The sequence below is a fragment of the Pseudoclavibacter sp. Z016 genome (genome assembly GCF_002931215.1).
In the GTDB taxonomy this organism is placed as follows: domain Bacteria; phylum Actinomycetota; class Actinomycetes; order Actinomycetales; family Microbacteriaceae; genus Pseudoclavibacter.
On sequence record NZ_PSTU01000011.1, the window covers coordinates 176,037 to 200,738 of the forward strand.

The following is a 24,702-nucleotide window of genomic DNA, read 5'->3' on the forward strand; positions in this document are numbered from 1 at the left end:
CGTGCCCGCTGTTACTCTGAGCGCGTGTCGGAACCCGGGGTCTTCCTCATACCGGCCCTCGCAGTGCTGGCCCCCCTCTTCACGCGCAGCATCTCGCGCTGGGTGAAGGTGCCCATCGTCGTGTTCGAGCTCCTCCTGGGCATCGCCGTCGGGCCGAGCTTCCTCGGCTGGGTCGACAAATCGGACCTGCTCGACTGGCTTTCCGAGTTCGGCCTCGCCGCCCTCTTCTTCGTCGCCGGCAACGAGATCCGCTTCCGCAGCCTCGGCGGCGGCCCACTCGCCCGCGCATCGCTGGCCTGGGTTGCGAGCCTCGTCATGGGCCTCGCCGCCGGGTTCCTCATCGCGCCGGGAGAGGCGGCCGTCATCGTCGCGATCGCCCTCAGCTCGACCGCGCTCGGCACGCTCATCCCCATCCTCCGCGACGCTGGGGAGCTCAGCTCGCCCTTCGGCAAGGCGACGACCGCGATGGGAGCGGTCGGCGAGTTCGGGCCCCTCGTCGCGATCTCCATCTTCCTGGGCACCCGCTCCCCGGGCGTCTCCACGCTCGTGCTCGCGCTGTTCGTCGTCATCACCGGTGTCGCGATCTTCGTCGCCGTGCGGATGCAGCACGGGCACCTGCATCGGCTCGTGAGCGCGAGCCTCCACACCTCAGGTCAGTTCGCGGTGCGCGTCGTCATCTTCACGCTCGCCTGCCTCGTGGCCCTCAGTGCGATGCTCGACCTCGACATCCTCCTCGGCGCCTTCGCCGCAGGAGTCATGTGGCAGATCATCATGCGCAGCGCGCCGGAGGCCGACCGCGAGCAGGTCGAGAGCAAGATCGAGGCCATCGCCTTCGGCTTCCTCGTGCCCCTCTTCTTCATCTACACGGGCGTCACCTTCAACCTCGATGCGCTCCTCGGCAGCCAGCTCGCGCTCATCCTGCTGCCGGTGTTCCTCATCCTGCTGCTGGCGATCAGGGGGCTACCCGCCCAACTCGTCGCACCGCGAGGCGCGGGCAACCGCGAACGCGCGGGTATCGGCCTCCTCAGCGCGACAGCCCTGCCCATCATCGTCGCCGTGACCGCGATCGGGGTCGACCAGAAGGTCCTCGACCCCGGCCTCGCATCGTCACTCGTCGGGGCGGGAATGCTCTCCGTGCTGCTCTTCCCCATCCTCGGCATGGCACTGCGGCCAGCGGACGCGAAGCGGCACGAGAGCGCCAACGTCTGACGCCGCGGGATTGCCGCAGGGACGCGGCGGGATTGCCGACGGAACACGGCAGTGAGGAACGTACCGTCAGGTGTGAGGGCCGTCAGGTGCGGCGACCGTCAGAGACGGCGCTCGTGTGGAGAGGTCAGCGCGGCGCTCGGAAGGCCGTGATGTTCGCGGAGTTCCAGCGCAGCGCATCCCACTCGCCGTGGAACGTCAGCACGGTGATCCCCGAAGTGGGGTAGCCGTGCCGGATCTCCCGAGCCAGCTCCGAGTCCTTGTCGGCGGCCAGCGCTATCGCAGTGCCCGAGACGGTCGGCTCGTGGCCGATGACGAGCAGCGTCTGCACCTCGGCGTCGGTCTCCTTGACCTGCTCGAGGTAGTCGTCCTCGCCGCCCATGTAGAGGGTGCTCGGGAACTCGGCGGGAGCGAGGATCTCGGCGGTCTCGAGCGTCTGCCGCGTGCGGGCAGCCGGCGAGCAGAGCACCTTGTCGACCTTCGGCGCGTTCGCGCGCAGCCAGTCGCCGGCCTCCGCGGCCTCCTGCACGCCCCGGTCGGCGAGCGAGCGCTGGCGGTCGTCGATCGTCATCGGATGCTCGGCCTTGGCATGGCGGAGAAGGATCAGAGTGCGGGGCATGGGGCCAGCCTAGAGAACGAGATGGGCAACACGTCGAAGGCTGACCGCGTCGGTCGCTTTCGCGAGCTGCATGGGTCGGCAGCGACTGTTTCGCTACGCGATCGCGCCCCGCGCATCCGCTTTATATCTTTGATATCTGCGGAGGCGCGGGGCGCGACGTCGTGCGGACTGCTCGGTCTGTCAGGCCTTGACGAACTTCAGGAGCGCCGCGTTGACTTCCTCGGTGTGGGTCCACAGGAGTCCGTGCGGGGCGCCGTCGACCTCGACGTACTCGGCCTCAGGGAACGCCGCGTGGAACGGGCGCCCCGTCGCGTCGATCGGCAGGATGTTGTCGCTCGTGCCGTGCAGGATGAGCGACGGCTTGCCGCTCGCGCGCACCGCCGCGACGTCTTCGCGGAAGTCCTCGATCCACGTGGGCACAACGGCATAGGCGGCGACCGGCGCCGACTGGGTTGCCGTCGTCCAGTTCGCGTCGACGACCTCCTGGCTGATGCGCGAGCCCAGGTTCTCGTCGAGGTTGTAGAAGTCCTTGTAGAAGTTCGTGAACCAGGCGAAGCGGTCGGCCTTCGCGTTGTCGGAGATGCCGTCGAAGACCTCCTGCGGAACGCCCGTGGGGTTGTCGTCGCGCTGCACGAGGAACGGCTCGAGCGAGGCGAGGAAAGCCAGCTTCGCAACACGGTCGTGACCGTGCTTGCCCACGTACCGCGCCAGCTCGCCGGTGCCCATCGAGAAGCCGACCAGGATCACGTCGCGCAGGTCGAGGGTCTCGAGGACCACGTTCAGGTCGTTCGCGAACGTGTCGTAGTCGTAGCCCTCGGTCACCTTGCTCGACTCACCGAAGCCGCGGCGGTCGTACGTGATGACGCGGTAGCCAGCGGCCAGCAGTTCTCGCGTCTGCCGCTCCCAGCTCGCCCCATTCAGGGGGTACCCGTGGATGAGGACCACCGGCTGCCCCGCGCCGTGGTCCTCGTAGTAGAGCTCGATGTCCGTGCTGTTCTGCGTCCCGACCTTGATGTAGCCCATAGCGGTGCTCCCTTCATCGTGGCGAATGCGACCGGCCCCGTGACGAGATCGTGCGGCGAGGCGTCGCGGAGACAATCCAAGGGCACGCGCCTGACCGCGAACCGAGACTGTGACACCGAGAGGCTCCAAGCGTCGCCGTCTTGAGTGTGGAGGCGAGAGTCTCAGCGGGCGGGGCCGGGTGTGGTCGTGATCGTGGTCGCGGTGGGTCAGGCCGTCTGCACGGCCCGGAGGTCGCCTGCGGGTGGGAACGGCAGTAGGTACTCGTTGTGCGGCACGGTCATGTCACCCCAGTCCTCGCGCTTCACGCGGATGCGGATCGCCGACACCTCCGTGATGCGCACACGGGTCCAGCGGTCGTCCTCGAGGCGCAGCTCGTAGGCGTCGGCGAGGTAGCCGATGCCGGTCTCCTCCAGGAGGGTCTCGGCCTCCAGCCAGTCGATGGCATCCGAGCGCTCCCGCCCGAGCAGGTCGATGACGACGAAACCGTCGCCGCGCGGGCACATCCACCCGAGAAGCTCGCCGTCTCCTCGTCGGTGCTCGATCCATTCGCTGGGTGCAGTCATGCGCCGATGCTAGCCAGCCGCCGTGGACGGTTGGCGAGGTGTGGATAACTTCTGCGCGAATTCTCGGAGGCCACTACGTTGACGCCCATGCGTTCAGGGGAGAGAAGCAGGCGTGCCGTCAGGGCCGCGCTGCTCGTCATGCTCAGCGTCGGGTCGGCCGTCGGGGTGAGCGGATGCGCGCCCCAGGAGCCGGCCCCAGGGCCAACCCCCAGTCCAACGCTCAGCGCGCCGCCCGGCACCGCGCCTGTGCTGCCGACCAACGAAGAAGCCCTCGCGATCGTGGAGGAGCTCGTGCCGAAGTTCCTGGCGGCGGAGGCGGCAGTTACGGCGGGTGCCGCCGGAGTCGAGTCACTTGAACCCTTGACCACTGACGAACACGTACTAGCTATTGAACAGTCAGTTGACGACTTGAATGAGGTCGGACGCAAGTCCGTCGGCGAGGCAAACATCTCTAACTTCTCGGTTCAGAGCATTGATCGTTCTGGCGACGAGATCGTTATCCGAGTCTATGGCTGCTACGACATGACCAACTTTGACTTGCTGGACTCTGCAGGGGCCAGCGCGAAAGCGCCAGATGTGCCTGATCGATTTACGGTGGTCTTCGAGGTCATTGGAACGGGCGGCGTCTACAAATGGAACGGGAGCGAGCCGTGGTCTGGCACAAGCTCCTGCTCGTAGCGACGTTGGCGATATCGACGCACCCTGGGGCATCGTCACCACAACTAATTCGTCCCTCGTGCGTTGGTACCAACTACGCAGACGGATCTTGCAGTGCATCGAATGGTGGCGACAGCGTCAACATTCAGGTGGAAGAGACGTACTCGGACGAGTCCGCTTCTCCGGACTTCTCCGACGGCGGCGGGGGCGGGTTCGGCGACGGAGGTGGCGGTGGCGGCGGCGGCGCAGCTGGCCCGGGCGGCCCGCCTTCGTTCACGCCCAGCGTGAGGGCTCTGGCGTCGCCGATGAGCTCGCTCCTCACGCCGGTGCAGTGCCGAGGCTGCGGGGGCGGTGGGGGAGGCGCACGACCGACCGTGCCGGCCCCGCCCAGGAGCTTCACGATCAGCGACGTGCTCACGCTCGCACCGGCATCGGTGACGCTCACTGCAGAGCCGTCCACGTGGAGCATCGTCGGCTCCCACACGAACTTCTTCACGACAGCGACCAGGCATAGCGCTGCAGGCACCGTCCTCGGGCACCCCGTCACCGCGACGTTCACGCCCGTGTCCTACCGATGGAATTCCGGCGACGGCACCACGCGGGAGACGACCACGCCCGGAGCGAGCTGGGCGGCACTCGGCCAGGAGGACTTCACCGCAACGGCAACCAGCCACGTCTACCGCGAGAAGGCCACCGTGCAGGCTTCCGTCACCGTCGTCTACGCGGCAAGCGTGACCCTCGCGAACGGGGCGAGCATTCCCGTCACCGGCACCCTCGACCGAGCCTCCGCGGCTGTGCCGATCGAGCTCTTCACCGCCGACACCGTCATCACCGTCGGCGACTGCAGCGAGCACCCGCAACAGCCCCGTTGCTGATCTGCCCCAGACAACGACCGTCGCGAGCGAAGGCGAGCGAGCACGAACGCGAACTCGAACCCAGCTCGAGGCCGGCTACTCCTGCCCCGCCTGATCGAAGACGACGGAACCGTCGGGCAGCACCGCCCAGCCCGGGTTGTGCGCCACCTCCCAGACGACGCCATTCGGGTCCTCGACGAGCCCATGGAAGACCCCGCCGAACTCACCCTCCTGCGGCACCTTCAACATCACCCCGCCACCGGAAGCCATCGCCGACACCACCGCGACGACCTCCTCCCGGCTGCCCACGTTGTGCGCCAGCGTCACACCGGACACCGTCGACCGCTGCTCGCCCGTGCCCAGGTCACGGTCGAACTTCTCCGCATCGAAGAAGCCAAGCACCTGACCGGCCCCGATCTGGAAGAACAGCACCTCGCCCACCACGTCCAGCAACGGCTCCCACCCCAGCGCCTCCGAGTAGAAGCGCCGCGCCTCGTCCAGATCACGAGTCGCGAACGTCACGAAGTTCACCTGCTGCTTCACGAGCGACCCACGAACGCCGACAGGTTCTCCAGCGACGACGACATACCGTCGACGTGGTCCGCCTGAGTGATGCCGCTCGGCACGTCGTAGGCCGAGACCGTCACCAAGGTTCCGCCAGGGAACTCCGCCAGCTCCCACACCATCGTCATCGTTCCAGCGAACGCGGGGTCTTCCGACTCGAACACGACCTGCTGCGAGACCCGCTCGTCGGGGACGAGCTCCACGAGTACAGACGCCGAGACATCTCGAGACAGGGACGTCTTCCCGCCACCCGCCGGCGCCTCCGCGTAGGTGAGCTCGAGCACGCTGCGCCCGCCCACCCAGGGCTCGAAGCTCAGGTATCTCCCCGACATGCCCTGCGGCGGCAACCAGGACTCAAGCGCCCGCTGGTCCAGCAAAGCCCCGTAGACATGGGATGCGCTCGCTGGCAGCACCCGGGAGACCCGGTCGACGCGTGGTTCGAAATCGCTTGTCATGACCGGAAGGTAACAACCCGAGGTGGGGATGCGCCGACCGGCCTGCAGAAGAAAATCCAAAGAAGATTCCGGCGCATGTCGATTCCGCCGGCCCCCGTTCGACGCAATAGTAGAAGGGTGCTGACCGGCACCCTGAAACCGGCCCCGAATGGGTCGCAGACAAGGAGAACCATCATGAAGTTCATGCTCATCATGCGCGCCACCGACGAAGCGAAGGCCTCGTACGAGAACACCGACTTCACCGAGATCATCAACGCCATGGGCAAGTACAACGAGTCGATGATGGAGGCCGGTGTCCTGCTCGCAGGCGAAGGCCTCGCCGACGACCTCAGCACGGCGTTTGTCGTCGACTTCACCGGCGAGCAGCCCGTCGTCACCGACGGCCCATACGGCGAGACGCATGAGCTCTTCAACGGCTTCTGGATCATCGAGACCGCAACCCGCGACGAAGCCATCCAGTGGGCGTCCCGCGCCCCGCTCCAGGGTCCAGGTTCGAAGCTCGAAGTTCGCCGCGTCACCGACATGAGCGACTTCGAAGGCCACGAGGACAACGAGTACCTCCGCAAGGAAGAGGGCTGGCGCGAGGAACAGGCGGGCGCCTGAGACCCGGCACGTCTCGAGTCCTCACCTCGCCAACGGCCATGACCGCCTCCGAGCACGGCCACGAACCTGAGACGCGCGGCGGCTCCGCCGGGGGTGCTGCCGCTTCCGCTGCCGTTGGTGTCGAGGTCGACGTCGACGTCGACGTCAGCAAAGCTCCGCGGGCGAGCGTGGCGGCTATCGATGCGGTCTGGCGCATCGAGAGCGCGAGAATCGTCGCCACCTTGACGAGGATGGTCGGCGACGTCTCCCTCGCAGAGGACCTCGCGCAGGAAGCGGTCGCCGACGCGCTGACGCAGTGGCCGGAGTCGGGCGTCCCGCTCAACCCGGGTGCCTGGCTCACGGCCGTCGCCAAACGCAAAGCCATCGACGGATGGCGGCGGCGCGAGCGACTCGACGAGCGCTACAGCGCCATCGCGCGCGACCTCAGCGAAGCGGATGCATCCGCGAGCGACGAGTGGGAGCCGATCGGCGACGACGTCCTTCGGCTCATGTTCGTCGCCTGCCACCCGGCGCTCTCCCGCGAAGCCCAGGTGGCCCTCACCCTGCGCGTCGTCGGTGGCCTGACGACTGGCGAGATCGCGCGCCTCTTCCTGCTGCCGGTCGCGACCGTGCAGCAGCGCATCGTGCGCGCCAAGAGGAGCCTCGGCGCCGCCAAGGTGCCCTTCGAGACGCCCGACCCCAGCGAATGGACCGCCCGCCTCAAGGGGGTCCTCGCCGTGATCTACCTCATCTTCACGGAGGGGTACGCGGCGACTTCCGGCGACCGCTGGCTGAGATCCGACCTCGCGGCCGAGGCGCTGCGCCTCGGCCGCGCCCTGAGCAGCATGCTGCCGCGCGAGCCCGAGGTGCTCGGGCTCGTCGCGCTCATGGAACTGCAGTCCTCGCGCTTCGCGGCGCGCGAAGCGGCGGATGGCACCCCGATCCTCCTCGCAGATCAGGACCGCCGCCGCTGGGACCGATCTGCGATCCTCCGCGGTCGCACCCTCCTGGCGCGAGCGGATGCGCTGGGCAAGGGGCGAGGCACCTACTGTCTGCAGGCCGCCATCGCCGAGCGTCATGCGGTCGCACCATCCGTTGCGAACACCGACTGGCCGCAGATCGTCCTGCTCTACGAGGTCCTCGGACGCATCGCGCCGAGCCCCATCGTCGAGCTCAACCGTGCGGTGGCCGTGTCGATGGCGACGGGACCCGCCAGCGCGTTGGCGATCGTCGACCGGCTGGGTGCATCCGGTGCTCTCGCCGGCGGTCCGCTGCTCGCGAGCGTCCGCGGGGAGCTGCTGGTGCAGCTCGGGAGGGTGGATGAGGCTCGCTCCGAGCTGCTGGTCGCCGTCCAGCTGAGCGGCAACGAACAGCAGCGCCGGGTGCTGCAAGGGAAGCTCGACGCGCTCGGGGCCTGAAACCAGGGCGGCACGAGAGCTGCGTCACGCAGAAACGACCAACTTGCGTGACAGGCGGGCTGCCCGGGCCAAGTTCTGGCCGGATGCACCGGTTCTGTCACGCAAGTTGGTCAGCGAATGGAGTGCGAGGACGGGCGTGTGGGGCGGCCTGGAGACGAAGCCCAGGCCGGAGGTGTCGGCTGGGCGACGAACGCTAGGCGCGCTCGAGCACCAGGAGGAACTCGACGTCGCCAGTGGGCTCGACGGAGACGAACCCGAGGTTCGGCGCCTCGACACCGTAGTCGGCGAAGGTCACGGGGATGCTGCCGGCGACCTGCACGGTCTCGCCGTCGAGGCCGGCCGTGATGTCGATGCTCACCTGCTGGCTGACGCCGTTGAGCGTGAGCGTGCCCGTTGCCGGGATGGTCTCCTGCGTGCCTTCGGCGAGGCCATCGAGTGCTGCGACGGGCTCGTCGAGCGTGAAGGTCGCTTCCGGGTTCGTGGTCGTGTCCATGGCTTCGGTGCGGAAGTACTCGTCGCGGCGCTGCTCGTCGGTGGCGATGGACGCCACGTCGACCGTGATGTCGGCGGCCGTGAGCTCGGTGTCGGTGGTCGTGAGGGTGCCGGAGACGGTCTCGGTGCGTCCGGTGACGGTCACATCCGTGCCGTTGAGGACCTCGTCGACGCGGTAGCCCGCGTAGGAGCCAGCGGCGACGGTCCAGGAGCCGGCGAGCGATCCGACATCCGCGCTGCTCGGGGTCGTGGATTCGATCTCGAGGGCAGGGGCTTCAGCTGCGGGGGCGGCGATGACATCGCGGTAGATCATGGGGCCGAACACTGCGGCCGCGATGCCGATCACCACGACGACAGCCGCGATGACGATGCCGATGGTGGCTTTCTTCGATGGCTTCTTCATAGTTGTAGCTTGAAGCACTTTTCTATGGACGAGCTATGGGTTTGGCGTCACCTTCGTCTGAGAAGAGGACTGGTGCTTTCATCCGCGACCCGTCTATGGCACGGCCCTGACCGACGCACGGCTCCAGCACAACCGCCCCGTCATAAGGTTCGAGTGCACCGCTGTGCGCGCAGCCGTGATCGTCGAAGGGACCCCGGTGAACGACGCCAACGAGACCAGCAAGACTTCCGCCCTCGCATCCCGGCCATGGCTGGCCGCCTACGCGGAGGACGTGCCCCACGACATCCCGGAGGTTCGGGAATCGCTCGTGGACCTGCTCGACAACGCGGTCAAGCGGTTCGGGTCTCGACCCGCGCTCGAGTTCTTCGGGGCGGAGACCAGCTATGGCGAGCTCGGCGAGCAGGTTGCTCGGGCTGCTGAGGGGCTCCGCAAGCTCGGAGTCGGTGCCGGAGACCGGGTGGCGCTCGTGCTCCCCAACTGCCCGCAGCACGTCGTCGCCTTCTATGCCGCGCTCCGGCTCGGGGCCATCGTCATCGAGCACAACCCGCTCTACACGGCTCGGGAGCTGCGGCACCAGTTCGAAGACCACGGCGCGAAGCTCGCGATCGTCTGGGACAAGGTCGCGGACCTCATCTCCGAGCTGCCGAGCGATGTGGTGCCGGAGACGATCGTCGCCGTCAACATGTCCTCGGCGCTCCCGTTCGGGAAGCGACTCGCCCTGCGTCTGCCCATCGCCAAGGCCCGCGAGTCGCGCGAGGCCATGACGGCAGCGCCCTCGGACCGCAGGGTGCTCAAGTGGGAGCGCATCGCGAACGCCAAGCGCATCTCGAAGCGAGTGCCGCATCCCGGCATCGATGACGTCGCGCTGCTGCAGTACACGAGCGGAACGACCGGCAACCCGAAGGGGGCCATCCTGACGCACCGCAACCTGCGCGCGAACGCGGCGCAGGGACGCGCCTGGGTGCCGGGCCTCACCGAGGGGCGCGAGATCTTCTACGGCGTCCTTCCGCTCTTCCATGCGTACGGCATGACGCTGTGCCTGACCTTCGCCATGAGCCTCGGCGCCAAGCTCGTCCTCTTCCCGAAGTTCGACGTCGATCTCGTGGTCGCGGCGGCGAAGGCGTCGCCGCCGACGTTCCTGCCCGCGGTTCCGCCCATCTACGACGCGCTCTCGCGGGCGTCCTCCCGCAAGGGCGTCAGCTTCACGAGCATCCGCTTCGCGATCTCCGGGGCCATGAGCCTGCCCGTGAAGACCGTCGAACGGTGGGAGGAGGTCACCGGCGGACTCCTCGTCGAGGGGTACGGCATGACCGAGACCTCACCGGTCGCCCTCGGCAACCCGGTCGGTCCGAGCCGCCGCCCCGGCACGGTTGGGGTGCCGTTCCCGAGCACGCACATCCGCGTCGTCGACCCCGAGGATCCGAGTGTGGAGCGTGCCTTCGGCGAACCGGGCGAGCTGCTCATCCGCGGCCCCCAGGTCTTCCAGGGCTACTGGAAGCGCCCCGACGAGACGCGGGAGGTGCTGCTCGCCGGTGGCTGGCTTCGCACGGGTGACATCGTCACCGTCTCGGACGACGGGTTCGTGACGGTCGTCGACCGCATGAAGGAGCTCATCATCACGGGAGGCTTCAACGTGAGCCCCTCAGAGGTCGAGGAGGCGCTCACGGCGCATCCCGACGTGGAGGGGGCGGCAGTCGTCGGCCTGCCCCGCAGCTCCGGTGGCGAGGATGTGACTGCCGCCGTTGTCCTCCGGGAGGGCGCCGCGTTCGATGCAGATGCCCTTCGTGACTTCTGCCGCTCCCGCCTCGCCTCCTACAAGGTGCCGAAGCGGGTCGTGCAGGTCGACGAGCTCCCGAAGTCGCTCATCGGCAAGGTGCTCCGTCGACAGGTGCGGGACGGGCTCGTCGCGAAGCGCAGCGAGTAGCGCCGAGAGGCTAGCGAACGAGGCGCGCATCGAGCCAATCGAGGAGCACCTCGTTGACCGCGGTGCGAGCGAGCGGCTCGCAGTGTGCGTCGGCGCCGTTGACGGCGGTGAAGCGGACGAGCTCTGCTTCGGGGACAAGCGACGCGAGTTCCTCGGATTGTCCTGGCCAGAACTGCTCGTTCTCCGGTGCCGTGATGAGCAGTGGCGTCGTGATCGAGCTGGCGAGCTCAGCCGTGAGGCGATACTTCTCGACCTCCCGGTAGACGGCGAAGTAGCCGGTGCTGGCGTACGGCTTTGCGCGGAAGCTCCACACTGCGCGCTCCGCAGCGCTGTGGCCGAGACCCAGCTTCATGTACTGGTCGAAGTGCTTCGAATCGCCCTTCGCGAGTTCGTGGCGCAGGGGAGCGGGCAGGTGCGAGAGCCATGAGGTCGACACGTCCGTCACCCCGGGGTCGACGATGGCCGCGGCCACGCGGTGCTCGAACGCGAGCGCTCGTGGCACCCAGTAGCCGGCCTGGCTGACGCCGTAGACCGCGACTCGTGAGGCATCCACACCTGAGAGTCCGAGCGCCGTGTCGACGACCGGCGTCAGCACAGCCTCGAAGTCGGGCCTGAAGTGCGACCCGGCGACGAGCTGGCTCTGCTGGCCGGGGCCGTCGAAGTACAGCACGGCGTAGCCCCGGGCGGCGGCGGATGCTCCGATCGTGGAGTAGAGGTCGGTGAGTGTTCCGTCGCTGCCGTTCACGAGCACCAGGAGCGGAGACGGCCCGTCCTCGGCGCCGACCTCGGGACGCTGCAGGTAGCCGGGGAGCCTTCCCTTCCCGAAGCGGATCGAGAGTCGCTCCAGCGGCACTCGCCGGAGGTCCGCGAAGCGGTCCCAGGCAGCGCGGTGCAGCGCGAAGGCGTTCGTGTAACCGCCATCGTCGCCGATCGCAGCGATCGCGTTCAGGGCATGGCCGTAGTAGGCGGATGCGCGAAGCCACTGGGCGGCGGCCGTCGCTGTTCGCCCATTGTCCGTCGAGACCTCGGCAAGCTGCCGCGTGACCTGGGCTCGGGCGAACCATGCCCTGATCCACGACTCCCGCTTCCCGTCCTCGATGGCGGCGAGCGTTGCGAAGATCTCGCCCAGATCGCCGGCACCCGCACCGACGGATCCGAGGACGACCTTGGCCTCGAAGTTCTGGTCTGCGTCGTGGAACAGCGGCCGCGACAGTGCTGGATGGTGCGACATAGCCTCATCTTCCTCCTGCTCTGGCGGGCCCGGTCCGATCCGCAGGCATTTGGAAGGAAGGTCGGGTCGTTAGGATGCCAGCACGGTTCTCCGGCCAGAGGCGAGCCCAGGGAGGGTGCATCCATGTCGTTCCAGTCGTACCTCGACAACATCGAGGAGAAGACGGGCCTCACGCCGCGTCAGTTCATCGCGATCGCGAAGGAGAAGGGTCTCGATGCCGAGGCCACGAAGGCCGGGGAGATCCTCGCCTGGCTCAAGGAGGACTACGACCTCGGTCGAGGCCACGGGATGGCGCTGGTGCACGTCATCAAGAAGGGGCCGAAGATCAGCGACAAGCACGTCGGAAAGGCGGGCCCGCACGGCGACGAGTCGGACACCCTGTGGCTGGATGGCAAGGCCACCAAGCCTTCGGCGGCGAGCGAATGAGCGAGGCAACGGCAGCGTCCCACGACGCGGCGCCGGGCACGGAGACCCAGCCCGAGACCCAGTCTCGGGCGGAGCCCTGTCCGTGCGGAAGCGGGGCCACGTACGCCGAGTGCTGCGGCGTCTTCCACGCAGGCGCCCCAGCTCCGACAGCTGAGGCGCTCATGCGATCCCGGTACTCGGCGTTCGCTCGCCGGTTGCCGGACTATCTCAACGCGACCTGGGACGCGGAGACCCGCCCAGCTGACCTCGAGCTCGAAGACGGCACGGTGTGGCGGCGTCTGCAGATCGTCGACAAGTTCGACGGCGCAGAGGGCGACTCGACGGGGGTCGTCGAGTTCCGGGCGTCGTACCGTGACGCCGACGGTGCAGGTCTCCTCCACGAGCGCGCCCGCTTCAGGCGAAGCGACGGGCGCTGGGTCTACGTCGACGGCAGGGTCATCCGCGACTGAGGCGCGCACCTGGGAGGGACTTGCCCTTTCGTGTCTCCACCAGCCAGCCGGGCCACAACGACGAAGAGGCCGCCATCCCCGCGGGGATGACGACCTCTCGCTGCGTCGGCGACACGAGTCGCCGGCGGCGTCAGCCGGTGTTCTGGAGACCGGCGGCGACGCCGTTCACGGAGAGCAGCAGGAGTCGCTGGAGCTCGGCGGCCTCATCCCCGTCCGGCTTCCTGGCGTCGTCACGCAGCCTGCGGAGCGCGCGCAGCTGCAGGAGCGAGAGCGCGTCCACGTAGGGGCTGCGCATCTTCACGGCGCGCTGCAGCACGGGCTTGCGCTCGAGCAGCTCGGCGCCACCCGTGATCCGGGTGACCCAGCTCGCCGTGAGATCGAGCTCGCTCGTCACCAGCTCGGCGAGCTCCGGGCGGTCGCCGAGCTCCAGGTAGCGGCGGGCGATGCGTCCGTCCGTCTTCGCGAGACTCATCGCGACGTTGTCGATCATCGACCTGAAGAGCGGCCATTCGGCGTAGGCGGCCTGCAGCTGGTCGAGGTCGCCGACCGCGTCGAGCGCCGTGCCGAGGCCGAACCAGCCGGTCAGGTTGATGCGCGCCTGCGTCCACGCGAACACCCACGGGATGGCGCGCAGGTCTTCCAGGGACTCAACGGAGAGGCCGCGGCGGGCGGGGCGCGACCCGAGGGCGAGCATCCCGACCTCCTCCATGGGGGTCACTCTGGCAAACCACGGTGCGAACCCGGGGGCCTTCACGAGCGCGAAGAACCGCTCGCGTGACGCGGAGTCCATGGTCGCGGCGACCCCTGCGTACTTCTCGGCGGCATCCGCGTTGCGGGTCTCCGTCGACGGGGCCGAGGCGAGGAGCGTCGCCGAGATGACCTGGTCGATGTGCCTGGCCGCGATGTCCGGGTCGCCGTACCTGGCGAAGATGACCTCACCCTGCTCGGTCAGCTTGAAGCGACCGTCGACGGAGTGCGGCGGCTGGGCCAGGATCGCGACGTTCGCGGGGCCGCCGCCGCGGCCGAGCGCACCGCCGCGGCCGTGGAAGAGGGTGAGCTCGATGCCGTTCTCGCGGGCCCAGGCGGCGATCTGGCTCTGCGCCTCGTACAGCGCGAGCGTCGCAGCCACTGGCCCGACGTCTTTCGAGGAGTCGGAGTAGCCGAGCATGACCTCGAGCCTGCGCCCGTTGCCGGCGAGCAGCTCGACGACCTCGGGCTGCTCGAGCATCTCGGCGAGGATGCGAGGAGCCGCCTGCAGGTCGGCGAACGTCTCGAAGAGGGGGATCACGTTGAGCGCGGGGGGAGTCGCCCCGGGGCCCGTCGCCGCGACGGCGAGCTTGTAGACGTTGGCGATGTCCTCGGACGACTGCGTGAAGGACACGATGTAGCGGCCTGCCGCGCGCGGGCCGTGGCGCTCCTGGATGAACGCGATCGAGCGGAACACGTCGAGCACCTCGGCGGTCAGCTCGCTGGGCTCCGCGCCCGCCTCCTGCTCGGCGAGTTCGGCGAGCACCTTGCGGTGCACCTGCGAGTGCTGGCGCACCTCGAGCTCGGTGAGGTGGAAGCCGAACGTCTCGACCTGCCAGATGAGGTGCTGCAGCTCGCCGTAGGCGTGCCGGCCAGCGCCAGCGGCGACGAGCGATGCCTGCAGGATGCGCAGCTCCCGCAGCAGCTCGTCCGGCACCTTGTAGGCGAGGTCCGCGTTGCGTCTCCGGGTGGCTTCGATGCGGCGGGCGATGAGCAGCAGGATGCGGCGGTGCGGCTCTCCGGGCGAGCGCTGGGCAATCTCGGCCGCGGCACTCTCGTCGCCGCTGCCGAGGCGCGCGAGTAGGGTCGCGGCGGCCGCGTCGAGGGGCGTGGTGTCGGCGCCGAGCGTGAGCGTGCGCCCGATTCGAGCCGAGGCGCGCTCGAGGCCGAGGAGGACGTGCTCGGATGCGATGACGGCGGCCTGACGGCTGACCTTCGCGGTCACGAACGGGTTGCCGTCTCGGTCGCCGCCGATCCAGGAGCCGACGCGCACGAAGGGTTCGGCGATGGGCTTCGACGTTCCAGAGAGCGCACCCTGCAGGGCCTCATCGACTCGGCGGTAGACGCGGGGGACCGTCGTGAAGAGGGTCTCGTCGAAGACGGCCATGACGGTGCGCACCTCGTCGACGGGCGTCGGCTTGTCGCTGCGCAGCGGCGAGGTGCGCCACAGCAGGTCGATCTCCTCGAGCAGGCGACGGGTCAGCTCCTGAGCGGCGGGGCTGCCCTCGGATGCGCCACCCGAGAGCCGCTGCTCGTCGCGTTCCTCGAGCAGGTCGCTGATGCGACGGATCGCGGAGGAGACAGCCCGTCGGCGGGCCTCGGTCGGGTGCGCCGTGAAGACGGGGTGGAAACGCAGGGCGCGGACCCGCACCGACGCGGCCTCCGCACCGATCTCGTCGCTCAGGCGCGCGAACGCCTGCGAGATCGTGTCTTCCTGCTGCTTCGATGGTGAGGTGCCGCGGGCGCGAAGCACGCGCACGCGGTGGTGCTCCTCGGCGAGGTTCACGAGGTGGAAATAGCAGGTGAACGCCCGCGCGACCTCGTCTGCTCGTGCCGGTGAGAGCGCATCCACGAGCTCCTCGGCGGAGGCGAACGAGTCGTTCGCGGCCGCGCCGTCGTGCTCGTAGGCCGAGATCGTGAGGCGACGCAGTCGCTCGACGTCGTCGAGGAGCTCGGGGCCTCCCGTCTCTGTCAGGACCTGGCCGAGCAGGGTGCCGAGGAGGTGCACGTCAGAGCGCAGCTCATCTGGCAGTTCAGCGCCAGCCTCAGTGCGGCTGGCGGGGGAGTTCGTTGGGGCTTCGAGCATGAGCCCAGGCTACCGATGCTGTGTATCGACAATGTGACACGGCATCCATCATGACCGGGAATGACATCCGCTCGGGTGATGCGAGGAGAAGTGGGGATCGCGCGGTCGGTCAGGCCTCTGCAGAGGGGGCATCCAGGTAGTCCTCGAAGACGGGCGTCTCGAGGCCGTCCTTGGCCGCCAGCATCAGGTCGAGGTAGTAGTTCCAGCCTGCCCGGATATCCGAGAGCATCGCCACGGGCACCTCGAAGTGCTCGAAGACGAGCCGAGTGGCCTCGCCCCGCGCCCCGGACTCCGCCAGCGAGACACGCAGGTGCCACGATCCGGCTGCATCCTCGGTCGTGACCTCCAACAGGCTCGGGGCCTCGCAGCGCCGGATCGTCGCCGCGCTTGCCGGGGCACCCTCCTCGGCCACGAGCTGCAGCCCGATCCGGCCGCGCTGCTCGTCAGTGAAGTGCCACGGGCCGATCCACTTGGCCGTCTTCTCGCTCGCCGTGAACCACAGCCACAAATCCTCCCGAGCGGCGTCCACGCTCCGCTCGAGACGAATGGTCTCGGTGGCGACTGCTTCGGAGGGTTCTTCGGGCATGCGGGTATCTCAGCACACCGGGTCGAGAACCAGGTCGAATTCGGCGAATCCGTGCCGGACACCGTTGACCTGCAGCTCGATGGCATGCACGCCGGGATGGTAGCGGCGCGTGGTGATGGGTCTGACGGCGTGCCGTTTGCTGATGCTGAGCGTGGCGCCCGGTGCGAGTGTCGTCGTCGAGATCTTGAACGTCTTCGGGGTGCGGCTGCCGTCCGCCTTGACGTGGTGCACGACGTAGTCGACGACGAGATCCGCCGCGACCTCACCACGATTCGTGATGCTGGCGGTGATGAGCAGTTCCTCGCCGAGCACCATGCTCGCGCGATCGAGCGTGGGCCCCTCCACGGCGACCTCCGCCGAGCCGAAGCCGAGGAGCGCCAAGGCATCGGGGTCCCCCCGTTTCACGAGCGTCCTGAGGGCGTGGCGAACGAGTCTCGGCGTGTGCTCGTCACCGTCGGCGAGCCACGAGGCGGCCGTCTCGCAGACCAGGGTCGCGTCGTGCCTGCTGATGTCGTTCAGGTGGTTGGCGACCGAACGGCGAACGACCTCGCTGTCGTCGCGGTAGAGCGCATCCAGAATCGGGATGCACAGGCGCGCATCGCGGGTGATCTCGGCGACCCGAGTGCCCCACGGCAGGTACGGCCGTGTCCCCTCAGACGCGAGCCGACGCACATGCTCGTCGTCGCTCCTGGTCCACTCGAGCATGATCTCGAGTGCCCGCTCGAGCCTCGCCCGCAGCATGGGCCGGACCGCCCACTCGCAGGTCAGCCGAGGGGTGAGTTCCGCGAGGAGCTGCATGCCGTCGTCGAACGCCGCAGCGCCGCCATCGGCGATGGCGGCAGCGGAAACCGCATTCGAGATCGGCCACACCATCCACCCTTCGAGGGCGGACGACTCCAGCGCACGGCGGATGATCGCGGCGAACTCGGGGTAGCCGACCGGGAGGTCCTCCAAGATGGAGGCAGCGAGGTGGGAGCTCCGCGCGCCGAGGGCGAGCCCGTCGAGGCCATCAGCGGTCGCCCGCGTCGCGGAGAGCTGACGGCCTCCGGCCGCCGATTGCAGCAGCTGCACCATCGCGGACGCCTGTTGGGCTCCGAGGAGCTCATCAGCGAAGGGCATGCTGAGCCTCCTCCGTGCGCGACGTGCTCAGCGCGTCGTCAGTCATCTCGGAGACGCCGGTGGTCTGGTAGTCGCCGAAGGCCGAGTCCACGAGCTTCTCGACGCGCTCGGCGCTCTCGGGCGTCGTGAGGCCGAGCAGGATCATCCGCCAGTGCACGCCGATACGCTCCACGAGGTCCTGCCGGTCGGTCAGCGCCCCAGAGAGCAGCTGCGTGCCCGTGAAGGACGAGACGAAGAGCGAGCTGACGTGGTCGGCGCTGAAATCACCGCGGATGCTGCCCTCTCGCTGGCAGATGCGAATGACGGGACGGATGCGCGCGAGCCAGTCGAGGTAGGAGCCGTGCGAGAGGAAGCTCGAGCCGATCTCCGACGTCACGATGACGCCTGCGAGGACCACGACATCGCTCTGCAGGAGCCTCGCGAAGGCGACGGACACCTTCAGGAGCGCGTCGATGCCGCTTGCCGCCGACCTTGTGGCCTCGGCCACCGCATTCGATGCCCGCGCCGCGTATTCGCCGAGGACCGCCTCGGCGACCGCCTCGCGGGTCGCGAAGTGGTGGTAGAAGGCCCCGTTCGTGACTCCCGAGTTCGCCCGAATGCGCGACAGGGTCGAGCTGGCGAAGCCGTACTCCACGAAGGTGGTGGCCGCTGCGAGCACCAGGCGACTCCGAGTCTGGATGCTGCGCTGCTGCTGGGGTCCGCCGGCCGATCGGGCGAGGGCATTCATAGCCAGTGAGTGTAGTGACGATCGGGGCAGTACCGCACCCCGTTCGGGGTGGGGCGAGGATGGCGGTATCGGCCATATGTGAAGACGAATTCGTCGAGAACGGGCCGACACTGCTCCGTCAGCATGCTACGTTGCGCGGAGATTTTCAGTGCGGAGCGACACCGCTCGTGAGTTTGGAGAGCCGTGGGAGTACTCGTACATCCGGACCAGGACGTGCATCCTGACGTCCGATTGGCGATCGTCGAAGGGCGTCTTCGAGTTGTCGCCGACCACGGCTCGGGTGCACCGTGGCTGCTCGCGCGACCATTGGAGCGGGCGCTCACCGAGGTCCGAACGAGGCACCTCGACCTCATCTTCCTCACTCGCCTCTCCAGTGAGCCGGCGACGTCCGTCGTGCTGCGGGCCCAGGGGCGACGATTCCTGGACGAGCTCGACGATCTCCCGGAGCTGCTCGTGCCATCCGCGATCATGATCGCCAAGGACCGGACCGGGGCGCTGCGGGTCCAAGGCGCACGCCTCGGAGAACGAGGGGAGAGCAGGCCGGTGTGGCTGGAGGAAGGCAGGTCGGCGTTCATCAGCGACGACCCCCGACTTCTCGAGGAGGTCTTCTCGCCCAGCTCTGGGCACCTCGACCGGGACGCCTGGCAATCGATCAAGACCGTCCCGGCGGGCGCCTGGCTGCACACCCAAGCGGGCAGGAGCCCGCGAGTGCGAGCGATCACGGACGACCAGGCCTCTTCTCCGTCCCAGGGCTCTTCTCCGTCCCAGGGCGCGCGCACCGGGGCTGGCGCCACCAGGAGCTGAGCGTCGCGCTGCTCGGCGGACGACCCGCCAGCTGCCCTGAGACCGGGCCACCTGGCATCCTTGGGGTATGAAGCTCTCGCATCGCGCCCAGACGGTCGAGCCGTTCCACGCCATGGCATTCGGGCAGCGTGCCGCCGCCCTCGAAGCGGAGGGCAAGCGCGTCGTCAAGCTCTCGTTGGGGGAACCCGACTTCGGGGCGCCGCCTCAGGTTCGCGAGGCGATGCGCGATGCCATGGATGGTCGGCCGCTCCCGTACACCGTCGCGCTCGGGCTCCCAGCGCTCCGCGAGGCGATCAGCGAGTTCTACCGCATCCGTCACGACGTCGAGGTCGACCCGGCCCGCATCCTCGTGACCTCGGGCGCCTCGGCGGCCCTCCTGGTCGTCGTGGCCGCCACCACCGACCCCGGTGACGATGTGGTCATGGCCGATCCGTCGTACCCCTGCAATCGGCAGTTGGTCGAGAGCTTCGGCGGACGGGTGGTCGGCGTGCCCACGAGCATCGAGTCCCGCTACCAGCTCGACGTGTCCAGCGTCGAAGCGGTCTGGGGTGAGCGGACGTCCTCGATCATGGTCGCGACGCCGTCGAACCCGACCGGCACCTCTGTGCCCTTCGAGGAGCTCGGTGCCCTCTGCGCGTTTGCCCGAGAGCGGGGCGCGTGGCGAATCGTCGACGAGATCTACCTGAACCTCTCCGACCCGGGCGAGGACGGCACCCCTCCGCGGAGCGTCCTGAGCGTCGACCCGGAAGCGATCGTCATCAACAGCTTCTCCAAGTACTTCGGCATGACCGGCTGGCGACTCGGCTGGGCCGTGCTCCCCGAGACTCTTGTTCCGGCCGTCGAGAAGCTCGCGACGAACTACTTCCTGTCGGCGTCGGCACCGGCGCAGCTTGCCGCTCTCGCCGCGTTCACCCCCGAGTCGCTGTCGATCTGCGAGGAGCGCCGGGTCGAGCTCGCCAATCGTCGCGAACTGGTGCTCGAGGGCCTGCAGCGAATCGGGCTCCCGGTTCCGGTCCTGCCCGACGGTGCCTTCTACGTGTACTTCGACGTGTCCCGGACCGGTCTGTCCTCGTGGGATTTCTGCGGACGGGCGCTCGAGGAGGCCCAGGTCGCGCTGACACCTGGCCGCGACTTCGGAGCGCACACGGGCAAGACCCACGTCAGACTCTCCTATGCCGCCTCGCGGGCGGAGCTCGTCGAAGGGCTGCGCCGCCTCGAAGCGTTCGTCGAGGGGCTGCGGCCGTGAGCGGGTCTGGTCCTGGACGAGGCGATCGCGGTCCTGGTCGAGCGGAGGATGGCTGCGTGCCAGTCGTCCGCGTCGAGGGTCTCTCGGTGAAGCGCGGGGGCACGCGGGTGCTCTCCGATGTCGATCTCGCGGTGCCGGCCGGATCGGTGCTGTGCCTGACGGGGGCGAACGGCTCAGGGAAGACGACGCTGCTCCGCGCGCTGGCCGGGCTCGTCACGCCGAGCGAGGGCCGAATCCTCCTCGACGACCGGCCGGTGGATGAACGGAGTCCGCGGTTCCGGCGCAGCCTCGCGGCCCTGCTCGGGTCGGTCCCGTTCTCGCTCACCCTGACTGCACGAGAGCATCTGACGGCCGTCGCAGCATCGTGGGGGATGAGCACGCTCGAGGGGGAGCGTTCCGCCGACGCGGTGCTGGCGCGCCTCGGCATCGAGCATCTGGCGACGAGGTTCCCGCACGAGCTCTCGTCCGGGCAGTTCCAGCTGCTCTCACTGGCCACCGTTCTGGCGCGTCCGTTCGACGTGCTCGTGCTCGACGAACCCGAGCAGCGTCTCGACGAGGAGCGACGTGAGCTGCTTGCCCGCATCCTCGTGGAAGAGCGAGACAGGGGCGCGGCGATCATCGTCGCGACCCACAGCCGAGCGCTCATCGAGGCGCTGGGTGCGGACGAGTTGCGGCTTGCCGGCGAACGCGAACGCGATGGCGACGACCAGGGCGGTGGGCGTGCGGCGGCGTGAGGGTGCGTATCGCGCGTACCTCGTGGGGGCGGTGGTGCTCGTCGCGGTCGCGCCACTGGCGCGGATGCTGTTCATCGCGCTCCTGGAACCGGCCTCGATCGCCTGGCTCACGTCTCCGGCGTTCGCAGAGCAGCTTCGGATCGTGGCTGCCGCGGTGGTACCCCTCGGTCTGCTGGTGGGGACGACTCGTGGTCCGGCCCTGCTTGATCCCTTCGCTACGGTCACCCTCGGTTCCAATGACGTGCCGAGGCGCGTCTCGTTGCGGCGGCCGTTCCGGCGGAGTGCACTCGCAGCCTCGGCGGGGACGGGGCTATTGGCCTGTCTCCTGGGGGCCGCGTTGGTCGTGGGCGTCGGGGCCCCTCTGGTGCCAGTGGCGTGCTTCGTGGCGGCGTCCGTCGCCCTGGCGTGCCTCGGCGTGATCGCGGCGCTCGTGGGCCAGGTCATCGGCAGCCCGCGCGCGTGGGTGGCGGCGATCGCTCTCGGTCTTCTCGGGGTGTCGCCCCTTGGGGTCGGGGCATGGTTCGGGTCGATCTGGACCGGGGTCGTCGGCCTGAGCGGCGGGAACGGTCGAGGGCTCCACTCGGCCCTCGAGGGCTGGCTTGGGCATGACGCGGGCCTGAGTCTCGTTCTCGTCGGTGCGCTGGTGCTCCTCGGGGTCTTTGCGGTTGCGCTCGCCTCCGTGCCTCGGCTGCTGGATCGACTGCGGGGTGACGAGCTCCTCCGGCAGGCACGGCGCCGTGAGGCTGCCGCCTTCGCCGCAGCGGCAGGAGAGTTGGCGGGCGCATCGGCGGCGTACCGCGAGGTGCCCTCGGTGGGGAGGGGGCTTCGAGCCGTCGTCGGCGGGCCGCGCGTGCTGTCCATGCTGGTCCGCGATGGGGTCGGTGCGTTGCGGACACCGCAGCGGACCGTGTTCGGGCTCGTCGGGGTTGTGGCCGCGGCCCTGCTCCTGGGTTTGGCCGTCAGCCCGTCGGCGGTCGCCGCGCTGGCCGCGCTCGGTGGCTCCATTCTGATGTTCCTCGCCCTGGCCCCGTTCACCGAGGGGTTCCGGCATGCGGCCGACGCTGCCGCAGGGGCCGCCGTCTTCGGAACGCCGACGGGCGAGCAGTTCCTCCTGCACGCCGTGTTCCCGCTGGCCGTCGTCGTCCTTGTCGTCGGAGTCACGCTCCTCGTCTCGGGTGGTGGCGGTGGTGGTGCCGCGCCCCTGCTCGCAAGCCTCGCCATGGTCGCCGTGCGCGCCTACGAAGCGGGCCGCGGGCACCTCCCTCCGCTGCTCCTGACGCCCATGCCGAGCGAGGTCGGCGACGTGTCCGTGCTCGCGAGGCTCGTCTGGCAGCTCGACTCGGTCATCATCTCGGGGCTCCTCGGGCTGGCCGCGACGATGCTCTGGGCTGTGGGCCTTCCAGTCGTCTCGATCGTGCTTCTGGTCGCGGGCGCGCTTGTGCTCGCTCTGGCGACGAGGTCACGCCTTCGTCACCTCCGCGGGTAGCTCACCTCGTAGCGGGCTTCCACGAACTGTCCCCGCGCGTGCGCGGAGGTCAGGCGCAGCGCATCCGCTTCAATGCGGCGGGGGAGCACCGGAGCTCCGGAGGGGAGGGTCACCGGCGCGATGGAGAGGCGGACCTCAGTCAGGTGACCCGAGTCGTAGAACTGGCCGGCGAGGTCTCCGCCACCCACGACCCAGATATCGCGGTCGCCGGCGGCCGCTGCAATGGCGCCGATGTGGTCGGCGATGGCACCCCGCACGAGGTGGATGTCGAGTCCCTCAGGGACGGGCAGGTCGCGGCTCGTGAACACGAACGTCGGACGGTCGGCGTAGGAGGCTCGCCACTTCTCGGGATGCTCGTCGAGACCCTCGTGGTTGTAGACCCACTGGTAGGTGGTCGATCCCATCACGAGCGCCCCGACGCTCGCCAGGAACGAGCCGAAGCTGTCGTCGTCGGGCTGGTCGACGACGAACAGCCAGTCGAGAGCGTCGTTGTCGTCGGCGATGAAGCCGGAGAGGGTCGTGGCGGTGTTGTAGATCACGTTCGTCATGCGAGGAAGGTAACCCCGACCTCCGACAATCGGGAGAAGGCGACACGCGAGCGGTCTCGGGAATGCGACATGCATCCCAGACGCTGTGCTCAGCATGCGCAAGAAAATCGGCTTCCTCTCGTTCGGGCACTGGCACCCGTCTCCGCAATCGGGCACGCGAACGGGCGGTGATGCGCTCGTGCAGTCCATCGAACTCGCGGTCGCGGCGGAAGAGCTCGGCATCGATGGCGCCTACTACCGCGTGCATCACTTCGCGCGACAGCTCGCTGCCCCATTCCCGCTCCTGGCAGCCGTCGGGGCTCGGACCAGCCGCATCGAGATCGGCACCGGCGTCATCGACATGCGCTACGAGAACCCCCTGTACATGGCGGAGGAGGCTGCCGCTGCCGACCTCATCAGCGCACACGCCGGTGGCGAGGGGAGGCTCCAGCTCGGTCTGAGCCGAGGCTCACCCGAGCCCGCCCAGGACGGCGCACACGCGTTCGGCTTCACCCCGCCTGAGGGCAAGACCGATGACGAGCTGGCCCGCGCGAAGACGGAGCTGTTCCGCGCGGCGATCACCGGTGCGGGGCTCGTTGCCGGCAACCCGCAGATGACAGGCTCGACGGCGCCGCTCCCCATCCAGCCGCAGTCCGCCGGCCTGGACGACCGCATCTGGTGGGGCTCCGGAAGCCGAGCCAGTGCCGTGTGGGTTGCGGAGCAGGGCATGAACCTCATGAGCTCGACGCTGCTCACGGAAGACACGGGCGTTCCGTTCGATGAGCTGCAGGCCGAACAGATCCAGGGGTACCGGGACGCGTGGGCGGCCGCCGGACACCGTCGAGAGCCCCGGGTCTCGGTGAGTCGCAGCGTCATCCCCATCACGACCGATGAGGACGTGACCTATTTCGGCGGGCGAGGCGCCGGGGAGGGCGATCAGGTCGGTGTACTCGACGGGATGCGCTCACGCTTCGGTCGCACCTACCAGGGCACTCCCGATCGTCTCGCGGAGGAGCTCGCGGCGGATGCTGCCGTCCAGGCAGCGGATACGCTCCTGCTGACCGTGCCGAACCAGCTTGGTGTCGCCTACAACACGCGGATGCTCGCCACCATCGCCGAGCACATCGCTCCGGCGATCGGCTGGTCGCGCGAGGGGTAGTCGACAGCGCGGGTCAGCGCAGGACGCGGTATCGGAGATGCACGACGCCCGACTCGAAGGTTCGCGAGTCGAGCAGCTCGAGGTTCGTGCGGCGGTCGTTCTGTGAGAAGAACGGCGTGCCGCCTCCGACGAGGACGGGACATATGCGCAGCAGGTACTCGTCGACCAGGTCGAGATCAGCAACCTGATGCGCCAGCTCTGCTCCACCGATCGCGATCGGTCCTTCTCCCGGTTCGGCCTTCAGGCGCTCGATCTCCTCGGCGAGCCCGTCCTCGGCGATCCTGGTATTGCCTTGCACCTCGGTGATCGTGTTCGAGAACACGATCTTCGGCAGGGCGCGCCAGAGCTCGGCGAACTCCGTCTCGAGCTCCCCATATTCCCGGGCTTCGTCGGTCGGCTCCCAGTAGACCATCGTCTCGTAGAGGCGGCGACCCATCAGGTGGAAGTCGGCCGCTCGCACCTCCTCGGTCGCCAAGCGGAACACCTCCTCGCTGGGGTCTCCCCAGTCGAAGCTGCCGTCTGAGTCCTTGATGTACCCGTCGAGGGTGAGGGCCAGCGAGTAGGTGACCTTGCGCATCAGCGAACCTCCTTGTTCGTGCCTTTCAAGCTACCACC

The 24,702-nt window shown here is 68.7% G+C and carries 26 protein-coding genes; 13 read left to right on the top strand and 13 right to left on the bottom strand.

What is annotated here, in order from left to right:
• The first annotated feature begins 24 nt into the window (after window positions 1-24).
• Window positions 25-1,209: a cation:proton antiporter gene (locus tag C5B99_RS07030; protein ID WP_181064959.1), complete on the top strand. Its 1,185-nt coding sequence runs from the start codon at window positions 25-27 to the stop codon at window positions 1,207-1,209.
• A gap of 124 nt (window positions 1,210-1,333) precedes the next feature.
• On the opposite strand, the gene C5B99_RS07035 is transcribed toward C5B99_RS07030, so the two are convergent.
• The 3 genes from C5B99_RS07035 to C5B99_RS07045 form a co-directional block, all read right to left on the bottom strand.
• Window positions 1,334-1,825: a histidine phosphatase family protein gene (locus C5B99_RS07035; RefSeq protein ID WP_104241069.1), complete on the bottom strand. Its 492-nt coding sequence runs from the start codon at window positions 1,823-1,825 to the stop codon at window positions 1,334-1,336.
• 180 nt (window positions 1,826-2,005) lie between these two features.
• Window positions 2,006-2,848 (bottom strand): alpha/beta fold hydrolase, encoded by an 843-nt coding sequence (locus C5B99_RS07040; RefSeq protein ID WP_104241070.1) that lies wholly within the window; start codon window positions 2,846-2,848, stop codon window positions 2,006-2,008.
• 206 nt (window positions 2,849-3,054) lie between these two features.
• The gene (locus tag C5B99_RS07045) at window positions 3,055-3,411 is read right to left on the bottom strand and encodes a hypothetical protein (RefSeq protein WP_104241071.1); all 357 of its coding nucleotides are present in this window, start codon (window positions 3,409-3,411) and stop codon (window positions 3,055-3,057) included.
• A 279-nt stretch (window positions 3,412-3,690) separates the two neighbouring features.
• Between C5B99_RS07045 and C5B99_RS07050 the strand changes: the two genes are divergently transcribed.
• Both C5B99_RS07050 and C5B99_RS07055 read left to right on the top strand, forming a co-directional pair.
• Entirely contained in the window at window positions 3,691-4,089 is a 399-nt protein-coding gene (locus tag C5B99_RS07050) for a hypothetical protein (protein ID WP_146081960.1), read from the top strand.
• A 128-nt stretch (window positions 4,090-4,217) separates the two neighbouring features.
• Entirely contained in the window at window positions 4,218-4,943 is a 726-nt protein-coding gene (locus tag C5B99_RS07055) for a hypothetical protein (protein WP_104241073.1), read from the top strand.
• A 75-nt stretch (window positions 4,944-5,018) separates the two neighbouring features.
• On the opposite strand, the gene C5B99_RS07060 is transcribed toward C5B99_RS07055, so the two are convergent.
• Window positions 5,019-5,444, bottom strand: a complete 426-nt coding sequence (locus C5B99_RS07060) for a VOC family protein (RefSeq protein ID WP_258063109.1) — start codon at window positions 5,442-5,444, stop codon at window positions 5,019-5,021.
• A gap of 17 nt (window positions 5,445-5,461) precedes the next feature.
• Window positions 5,462-5,941: an SRPBCC domain-containing protein gene (locus tag C5B99_RS07065; protein ID WP_104242001.1), complete on the bottom strand. Its 480-nt coding sequence runs from the start codon at window positions 5,939-5,941 to the stop codon at window positions 5,462-5,464.
• A 174-nt stretch (window positions 5,942-6,115) separates the two neighbouring features.
• On the opposite strand from C5B99_RS07065, the gene C5B99_RS07070 reads away from it, so the two are divergent.
• Both C5B99_RS07070 and C5B99_RS07075 read left to right on the top strand, forming a co-directional pair.
• On the top strand, window positions 6,116-6,544 hold the full coding sequence (locus C5B99_RS07070) for a YciI family protein (protein ID WP_104241075.1): 429 nt from the start codon (window positions 6,116-6,118) through the stop codon (window positions 6,542-6,544).
• A gap of 38 nt (window positions 6,545-6,582) precedes the next feature.
• Window positions 6,583-7,941 (top strand): RNA polymerase sigma factor, encoded by a 1,359-nt coding sequence (locus C5B99_RS07075; protein ID WP_104241076.1) that lies wholly within the window; start codon window positions 6,583-6,585, stop codon window positions 7,939-7,941.
• 193 nt (window positions 7,942-8,134) lie between these two features.
• Here the strand turns inward: C5B99_RS07075 and C5B99_RS07080 are convergent, their stop codons facing one another.
• Window positions 8,135-8,836 carry a YceI family protein gene (locus C5B99_RS07080; RefSeq protein WP_104241077.1) on the bottom strand — a complete coding sequence of 234 codons (702 nt, stop codon included), beginning with the start codon at window positions 8,834-8,836 and terminating at the stop codon, window positions 8,135-8,137.
• A gap of 196 nt (window positions 8,837-9,032) precedes the next feature.
• On the opposite strand from C5B99_RS07080, the gene C5B99_RS07085 reads away from it, so the two are divergent.
• Window positions 9,033-10,760 (top strand): long-chain-fatty-acid--CoA ligase, encoded by a 1,728-nt coding sequence (locus C5B99_RS07085; RefSeq protein ID WP_104242003.1) that lies wholly within the window; start codon window positions 9,033-9,035, stop codon window positions 10,758-10,760.
• Between the two features lie 10 nt (window positions 10,761-10,770).
• Here C5B99_RS07085 and C5B99_RS07090 read toward each other — a convergent pair whose 3' ends face one another.
• The gene (locus C5B99_RS07090) at window positions 10,771-11,991 is read right to left on the bottom strand and encodes an alpha/beta hydrolase (RefSeq protein ID WP_104241078.1); all 1,221 of its coding nucleotides are present in this window, start codon (window positions 11,989-11,991) and stop codon (window positions 10,771-10,773) included.
• Window positions 11,992-12,114: 123 nt separating this feature from the next.
• Here C5B99_RS07090 and C5B99_RS07095 point away from each other — a divergent pair, with 123 nt between their 5' ends.
• Window positions 12,115-12,417, top strand: a complete 303-nt coding sequence (locus tag C5B99_RS07095; RefSeq protein WP_104241079.1) for a DUF4287 domain-containing protein — start codon at window positions 12,115-12,117, stop codon at window positions 12,415-12,417.
• Window positions 12,414-12,866 (top strand): YchJ family protein, encoded by a 453-nt coding sequence (locus C5B99_RS07100; protein WP_104241080.1) that lies wholly within the window; start codon window positions 12,414-12,416, stop codon window positions 12,864-12,866. The genes C5B99_RS07095 and C5B99_RS07100 overlap by 4 nt, the downstream gene beginning before the upstream one ends.
• 130 nt (window positions 12,867-12,996) lie before the next feature.
• On the opposite strand, the gene C5B99_RS07105 is transcribed toward C5B99_RS07100, so the two are convergent.
• The 4 genes from C5B99_RS07105 to C5B99_RS07120 form a co-directional block, all read right to left on the bottom strand.
• Window positions 12,997-15,699: a phosphoenolpyruvate carboxylase gene (locus tag C5B99_RS07105; protein ID WP_104241081.1), complete on the bottom strand. Its 2,703-nt coding sequence runs from the start codon at window positions 15,697-15,699 to the stop codon at window positions 12,997-12,999.
• A 109-nt stretch (window positions 15,700-15,808) separates the two neighbouring features.
• The gene (locus tag C5B99_RS07110) at window positions 15,809-16,285 is read right to left on the bottom strand and encodes an SRPBCC domain-containing protein (RefSeq protein WP_104241082.1); all 477 of its coding nucleotides are present in this window, start codon (window positions 16,283-16,285) and stop codon (window positions 15,809-15,811) included.
• Window positions 16,286-16,294: 9 nt separating this feature from the next.
• Window positions 16,295-17,404: a DNA alkylation repair protein gene (locus tag C5B99_RS07115; RefSeq protein WP_104241083.1), complete on the bottom strand. Its 1,110-nt coding sequence runs from the start codon at window positions 17,402-17,404 to the stop codon at window positions 16,295-16,297.
• A complete protein-coding gene (locus tag C5B99_RS07120) occupies window positions 17,391-18,131 on the bottom strand; it encodes a TetR/AcrR family transcriptional regulator (RefSeq protein WP_104241084.1) in 741 nt (246 codons plus the stop codon). The genes C5B99_RS07115 and C5B99_RS07120 overlap by 14 nt, the downstream gene beginning before the upstream one ends.
• Before the next feature lie 183 nt (window positions 18,132-18,314).
• On the opposite strand from C5B99_RS07120, the gene C5B99_RS07125 reads away from it, so the two are divergent.
• The 4 genes from C5B99_RS07125 (at window position 18,315) to C5B99_RS07140 (ending at window position 22,401) form a co-directional block, all read left to right on the top strand.
• Window positions 18,315-18,935 carry a hypothetical protein gene (locus C5B99_RS07125; RefSeq protein ID WP_146081961.1) on the top strand — a complete coding sequence of 207 codons (621 nt, stop codon included), beginning with the start codon at window positions 18,315-18,317 and terminating at the stop codon, window positions 18,933-18,935.
• Between the two features lie 67 nt (window positions 18,936-19,002).
• On the top strand, window positions 19,003-20,181 hold the full coding sequence (locus tag C5B99_RS07130; RefSeq protein WP_104241086.1) for an aminotransferase class I/II-fold pyridoxal phosphate-dependent enzyme: 1,179 nt from the start codon (window positions 19,003-19,005) through the stop codon (window positions 20,179-20,181).
• A gap of 56 nt (window positions 20,182-20,237) precedes the next feature.
• Window positions 20,238-20,915, top strand: a complete 678-nt coding sequence (locus tag C5B99_RS07135; protein WP_258063110.1) for an ABC transporter ATP-binding protein — start codon at window positions 20,238-20,240, stop codon at window positions 20,913-20,915.
• The gene (locus C5B99_RS07140; protein ID WP_104241087.1) at window positions 20,878-22,401 is read left to right on the top strand and encodes a hypothetical protein; all 1,524 of its coding nucleotides are present in this window, start codon (window positions 20,878-20,880) and stop codon (window positions 22,399-22,401) included. The genes C5B99_RS07135 and C5B99_RS07140 overlap by 38 nt, the downstream gene beginning before the upstream one ends.
• Here the strand turns inward: C5B99_RS07140 and C5B99_RS07145 are convergent.
• The gene (locus C5B99_RS07145) at window positions 22,386-22,949 is read right to left on the bottom strand and encodes a dihydrofolate reductase family protein (RefSeq protein WP_104241088.1); all 564 of its coding nucleotides are present in this window, start codon (window positions 22,947-22,949) and stop codon (window positions 22,386-22,388) included. The two genes, C5B99_RS07140 and C5B99_RS07145, sit on opposite strands and share 16 nt — an antisense overlap.
• 94 nt (window positions 22,950-23,043) lie before the next feature.
• On the opposite strand from C5B99_RS07145, the gene C5B99_RS07150 reads away from it, so the two are divergent.
• Entirely contained in the window at window positions 23,044-24,087 is a 1,044-nt protein-coding gene (locus C5B99_RS07150; protein WP_104242007.1) for an LLM class flavin-dependent oxidoreductase, read from the top strand.
• A gap of 13 nt (window positions 24,088-24,100) precedes the next feature.
• Here the strand turns inward: C5B99_RS07150 and C5B99_RS07155 are convergent, their stop codons facing one another.
• Entirely contained in the window at window positions 24,101-24,664 is a 564-nt protein-coding gene (locus C5B99_RS07155) for a dihydrofolate reductase family protein (RefSeq protein ID WP_104241089.1), read from the bottom strand.
• Window positions 24,665-24,702 lie beyond the last annotated feature (38 nt).

What these genes read in the sequence shown, in the direction of transcription:
- C5B99_RS07035 (WP_104241069.1), bottom strand. Translation starts at nt 1,825, where the DNA reads ATGCCCCGCACTCTGATCCTTCTCCGCCATGCCAAGGCCGAGCATCCG.
- C5B99_RS07040 (WP_104241070.1), bottom strand. Translation starts at nt 2,848, where the DNA reads ATGGGCTACATCAAGGTCGGGACGCAGAACAGCACGGACATCGAGCTC.
- C5B99_RS07045 (WP_104241071.1), bottom strand. Translation starts at nt 3,411, where the DNA reads ATGACTGCACCCAGCGAATGGATCGAGCACCGACGAGGAGACGGCGAG.
- C5B99_RS07065 (WP_104242001.1), bottom strand. Translation starts at nt 5,941, where the DNA reads ATGACAAGCGATTTCGAACCACGCGTCGACCGGGTCTCCCGGGTGCTG.
- C5B99_RS07070 (WP_104241075.1), top strand. Translation starts at nt 6,116, where the DNA reads ATGAAGTTCATGCTCATCATGCGCGCCACCGACGAAGCGAAGGCCTCG.
- C5B99_RS07075 (WP_104241076.1), top strand. Translation starts at nt 6,583, where the DNA reads ATGACCGCCTCCGAGCACGGCCACGAACCTGAGACGCGCGGCGGCTCC.
- C5B99_RS07080 (WP_104241077.1), bottom strand. Translation starts at nt 8,836, where the DNA reads ATGAAGAAGCCATCGAAGAAAGCCACCATCGGCATCGTCATCGCGGCT.
- C5B99_RS07090 (WP_104241078.1), bottom strand. Translation starts at nt 11,991, where the DNA reads ATGTCGCACCATCCAGCACTGTCGCGGCCGCTGTTCCACGACGCAGAC.
- C5B99_RS07095 (WP_104241079.1), top strand. Translation starts at nt 12,115, where the DNA reads ATGTCGTTCCAGTCGTACCTCGACAACATCGAGGAGAAGACGGGCCTC.
- C5B99_RS07100 (WP_104241080.1), top strand. Translation starts at nt 12,414, where the DNA reads ATGAGCGAGGCAACGGCAGCGTCCCACGACGCGGCGCCGGGCACGGAG.
- C5B99_RS07105 (WP_104241081.1), bottom strand. Translation starts at nt 15,699, where the DNA reads ATGCTCGAAGCCCCAACGAACTCCCCCGCCAGCCGCACTGAGGCTGGC.
- C5B99_RS07110 (WP_104241082.1), bottom strand. Translation starts at nt 16,285, where the DNA reads ATGCCCGAAGAACCCTCCGAAGCAGTCGCCACCGAGACCATTCGTCTC.
- C5B99_RS07115 (WP_104241083.1), bottom strand. Translation starts at nt 17,404, where the DNA reads ATGCCCTTCGCTGATGAGCTCCTCGGAGCCCAACAGGCGTCCGCGATG.
- C5B99_RS07120 (WP_104241084.1), bottom strand. Translation starts at nt 18,131, where the DNA reads ATGAATGCCCTCGCCCGATCGGCCGGCGGACCCCAGCAGCAGCGCAGC.
- C5B99_RS07130 (WP_104241086.1), top strand. Translation starts at nt 19,003, where the DNA reads ATGAAGCTCTCGCATCGCGCCCAGACGGTCGAGCCGTTCCACGCCATG.
- C5B99_RS07140 (WP_104241087.1), top strand. Translation starts at nt 20,878, where the DNA reads ATGGCGACGACCAGGGCGGTGGGCGTGCGGCGGCGTGAGGGTGCGTAT.
- C5B99_RS07145 (WP_104241088.1), bottom strand. Translation starts at nt 22,949, where the DNA reads ATGACGAACGTGATCTACAACACCGCCACGACCCTCTCCGGCTTCATC.
- C5B99_RS07150 (WP_104242007.1), top strand. Translation starts at nt 23,044, where the DNA reads ATGCGCAAGAAAATCGGCTTCCTCTCGTTCGGGCACTGGCACCCGTCT.
- C5B99_RS07155 (WP_104241089.1), bottom strand. Translation starts at nt 24,664, where the DNA reads ATGCGCAAGGTCACCTACTCGCTGGCCCTCACCCTCGACGGGTACATC.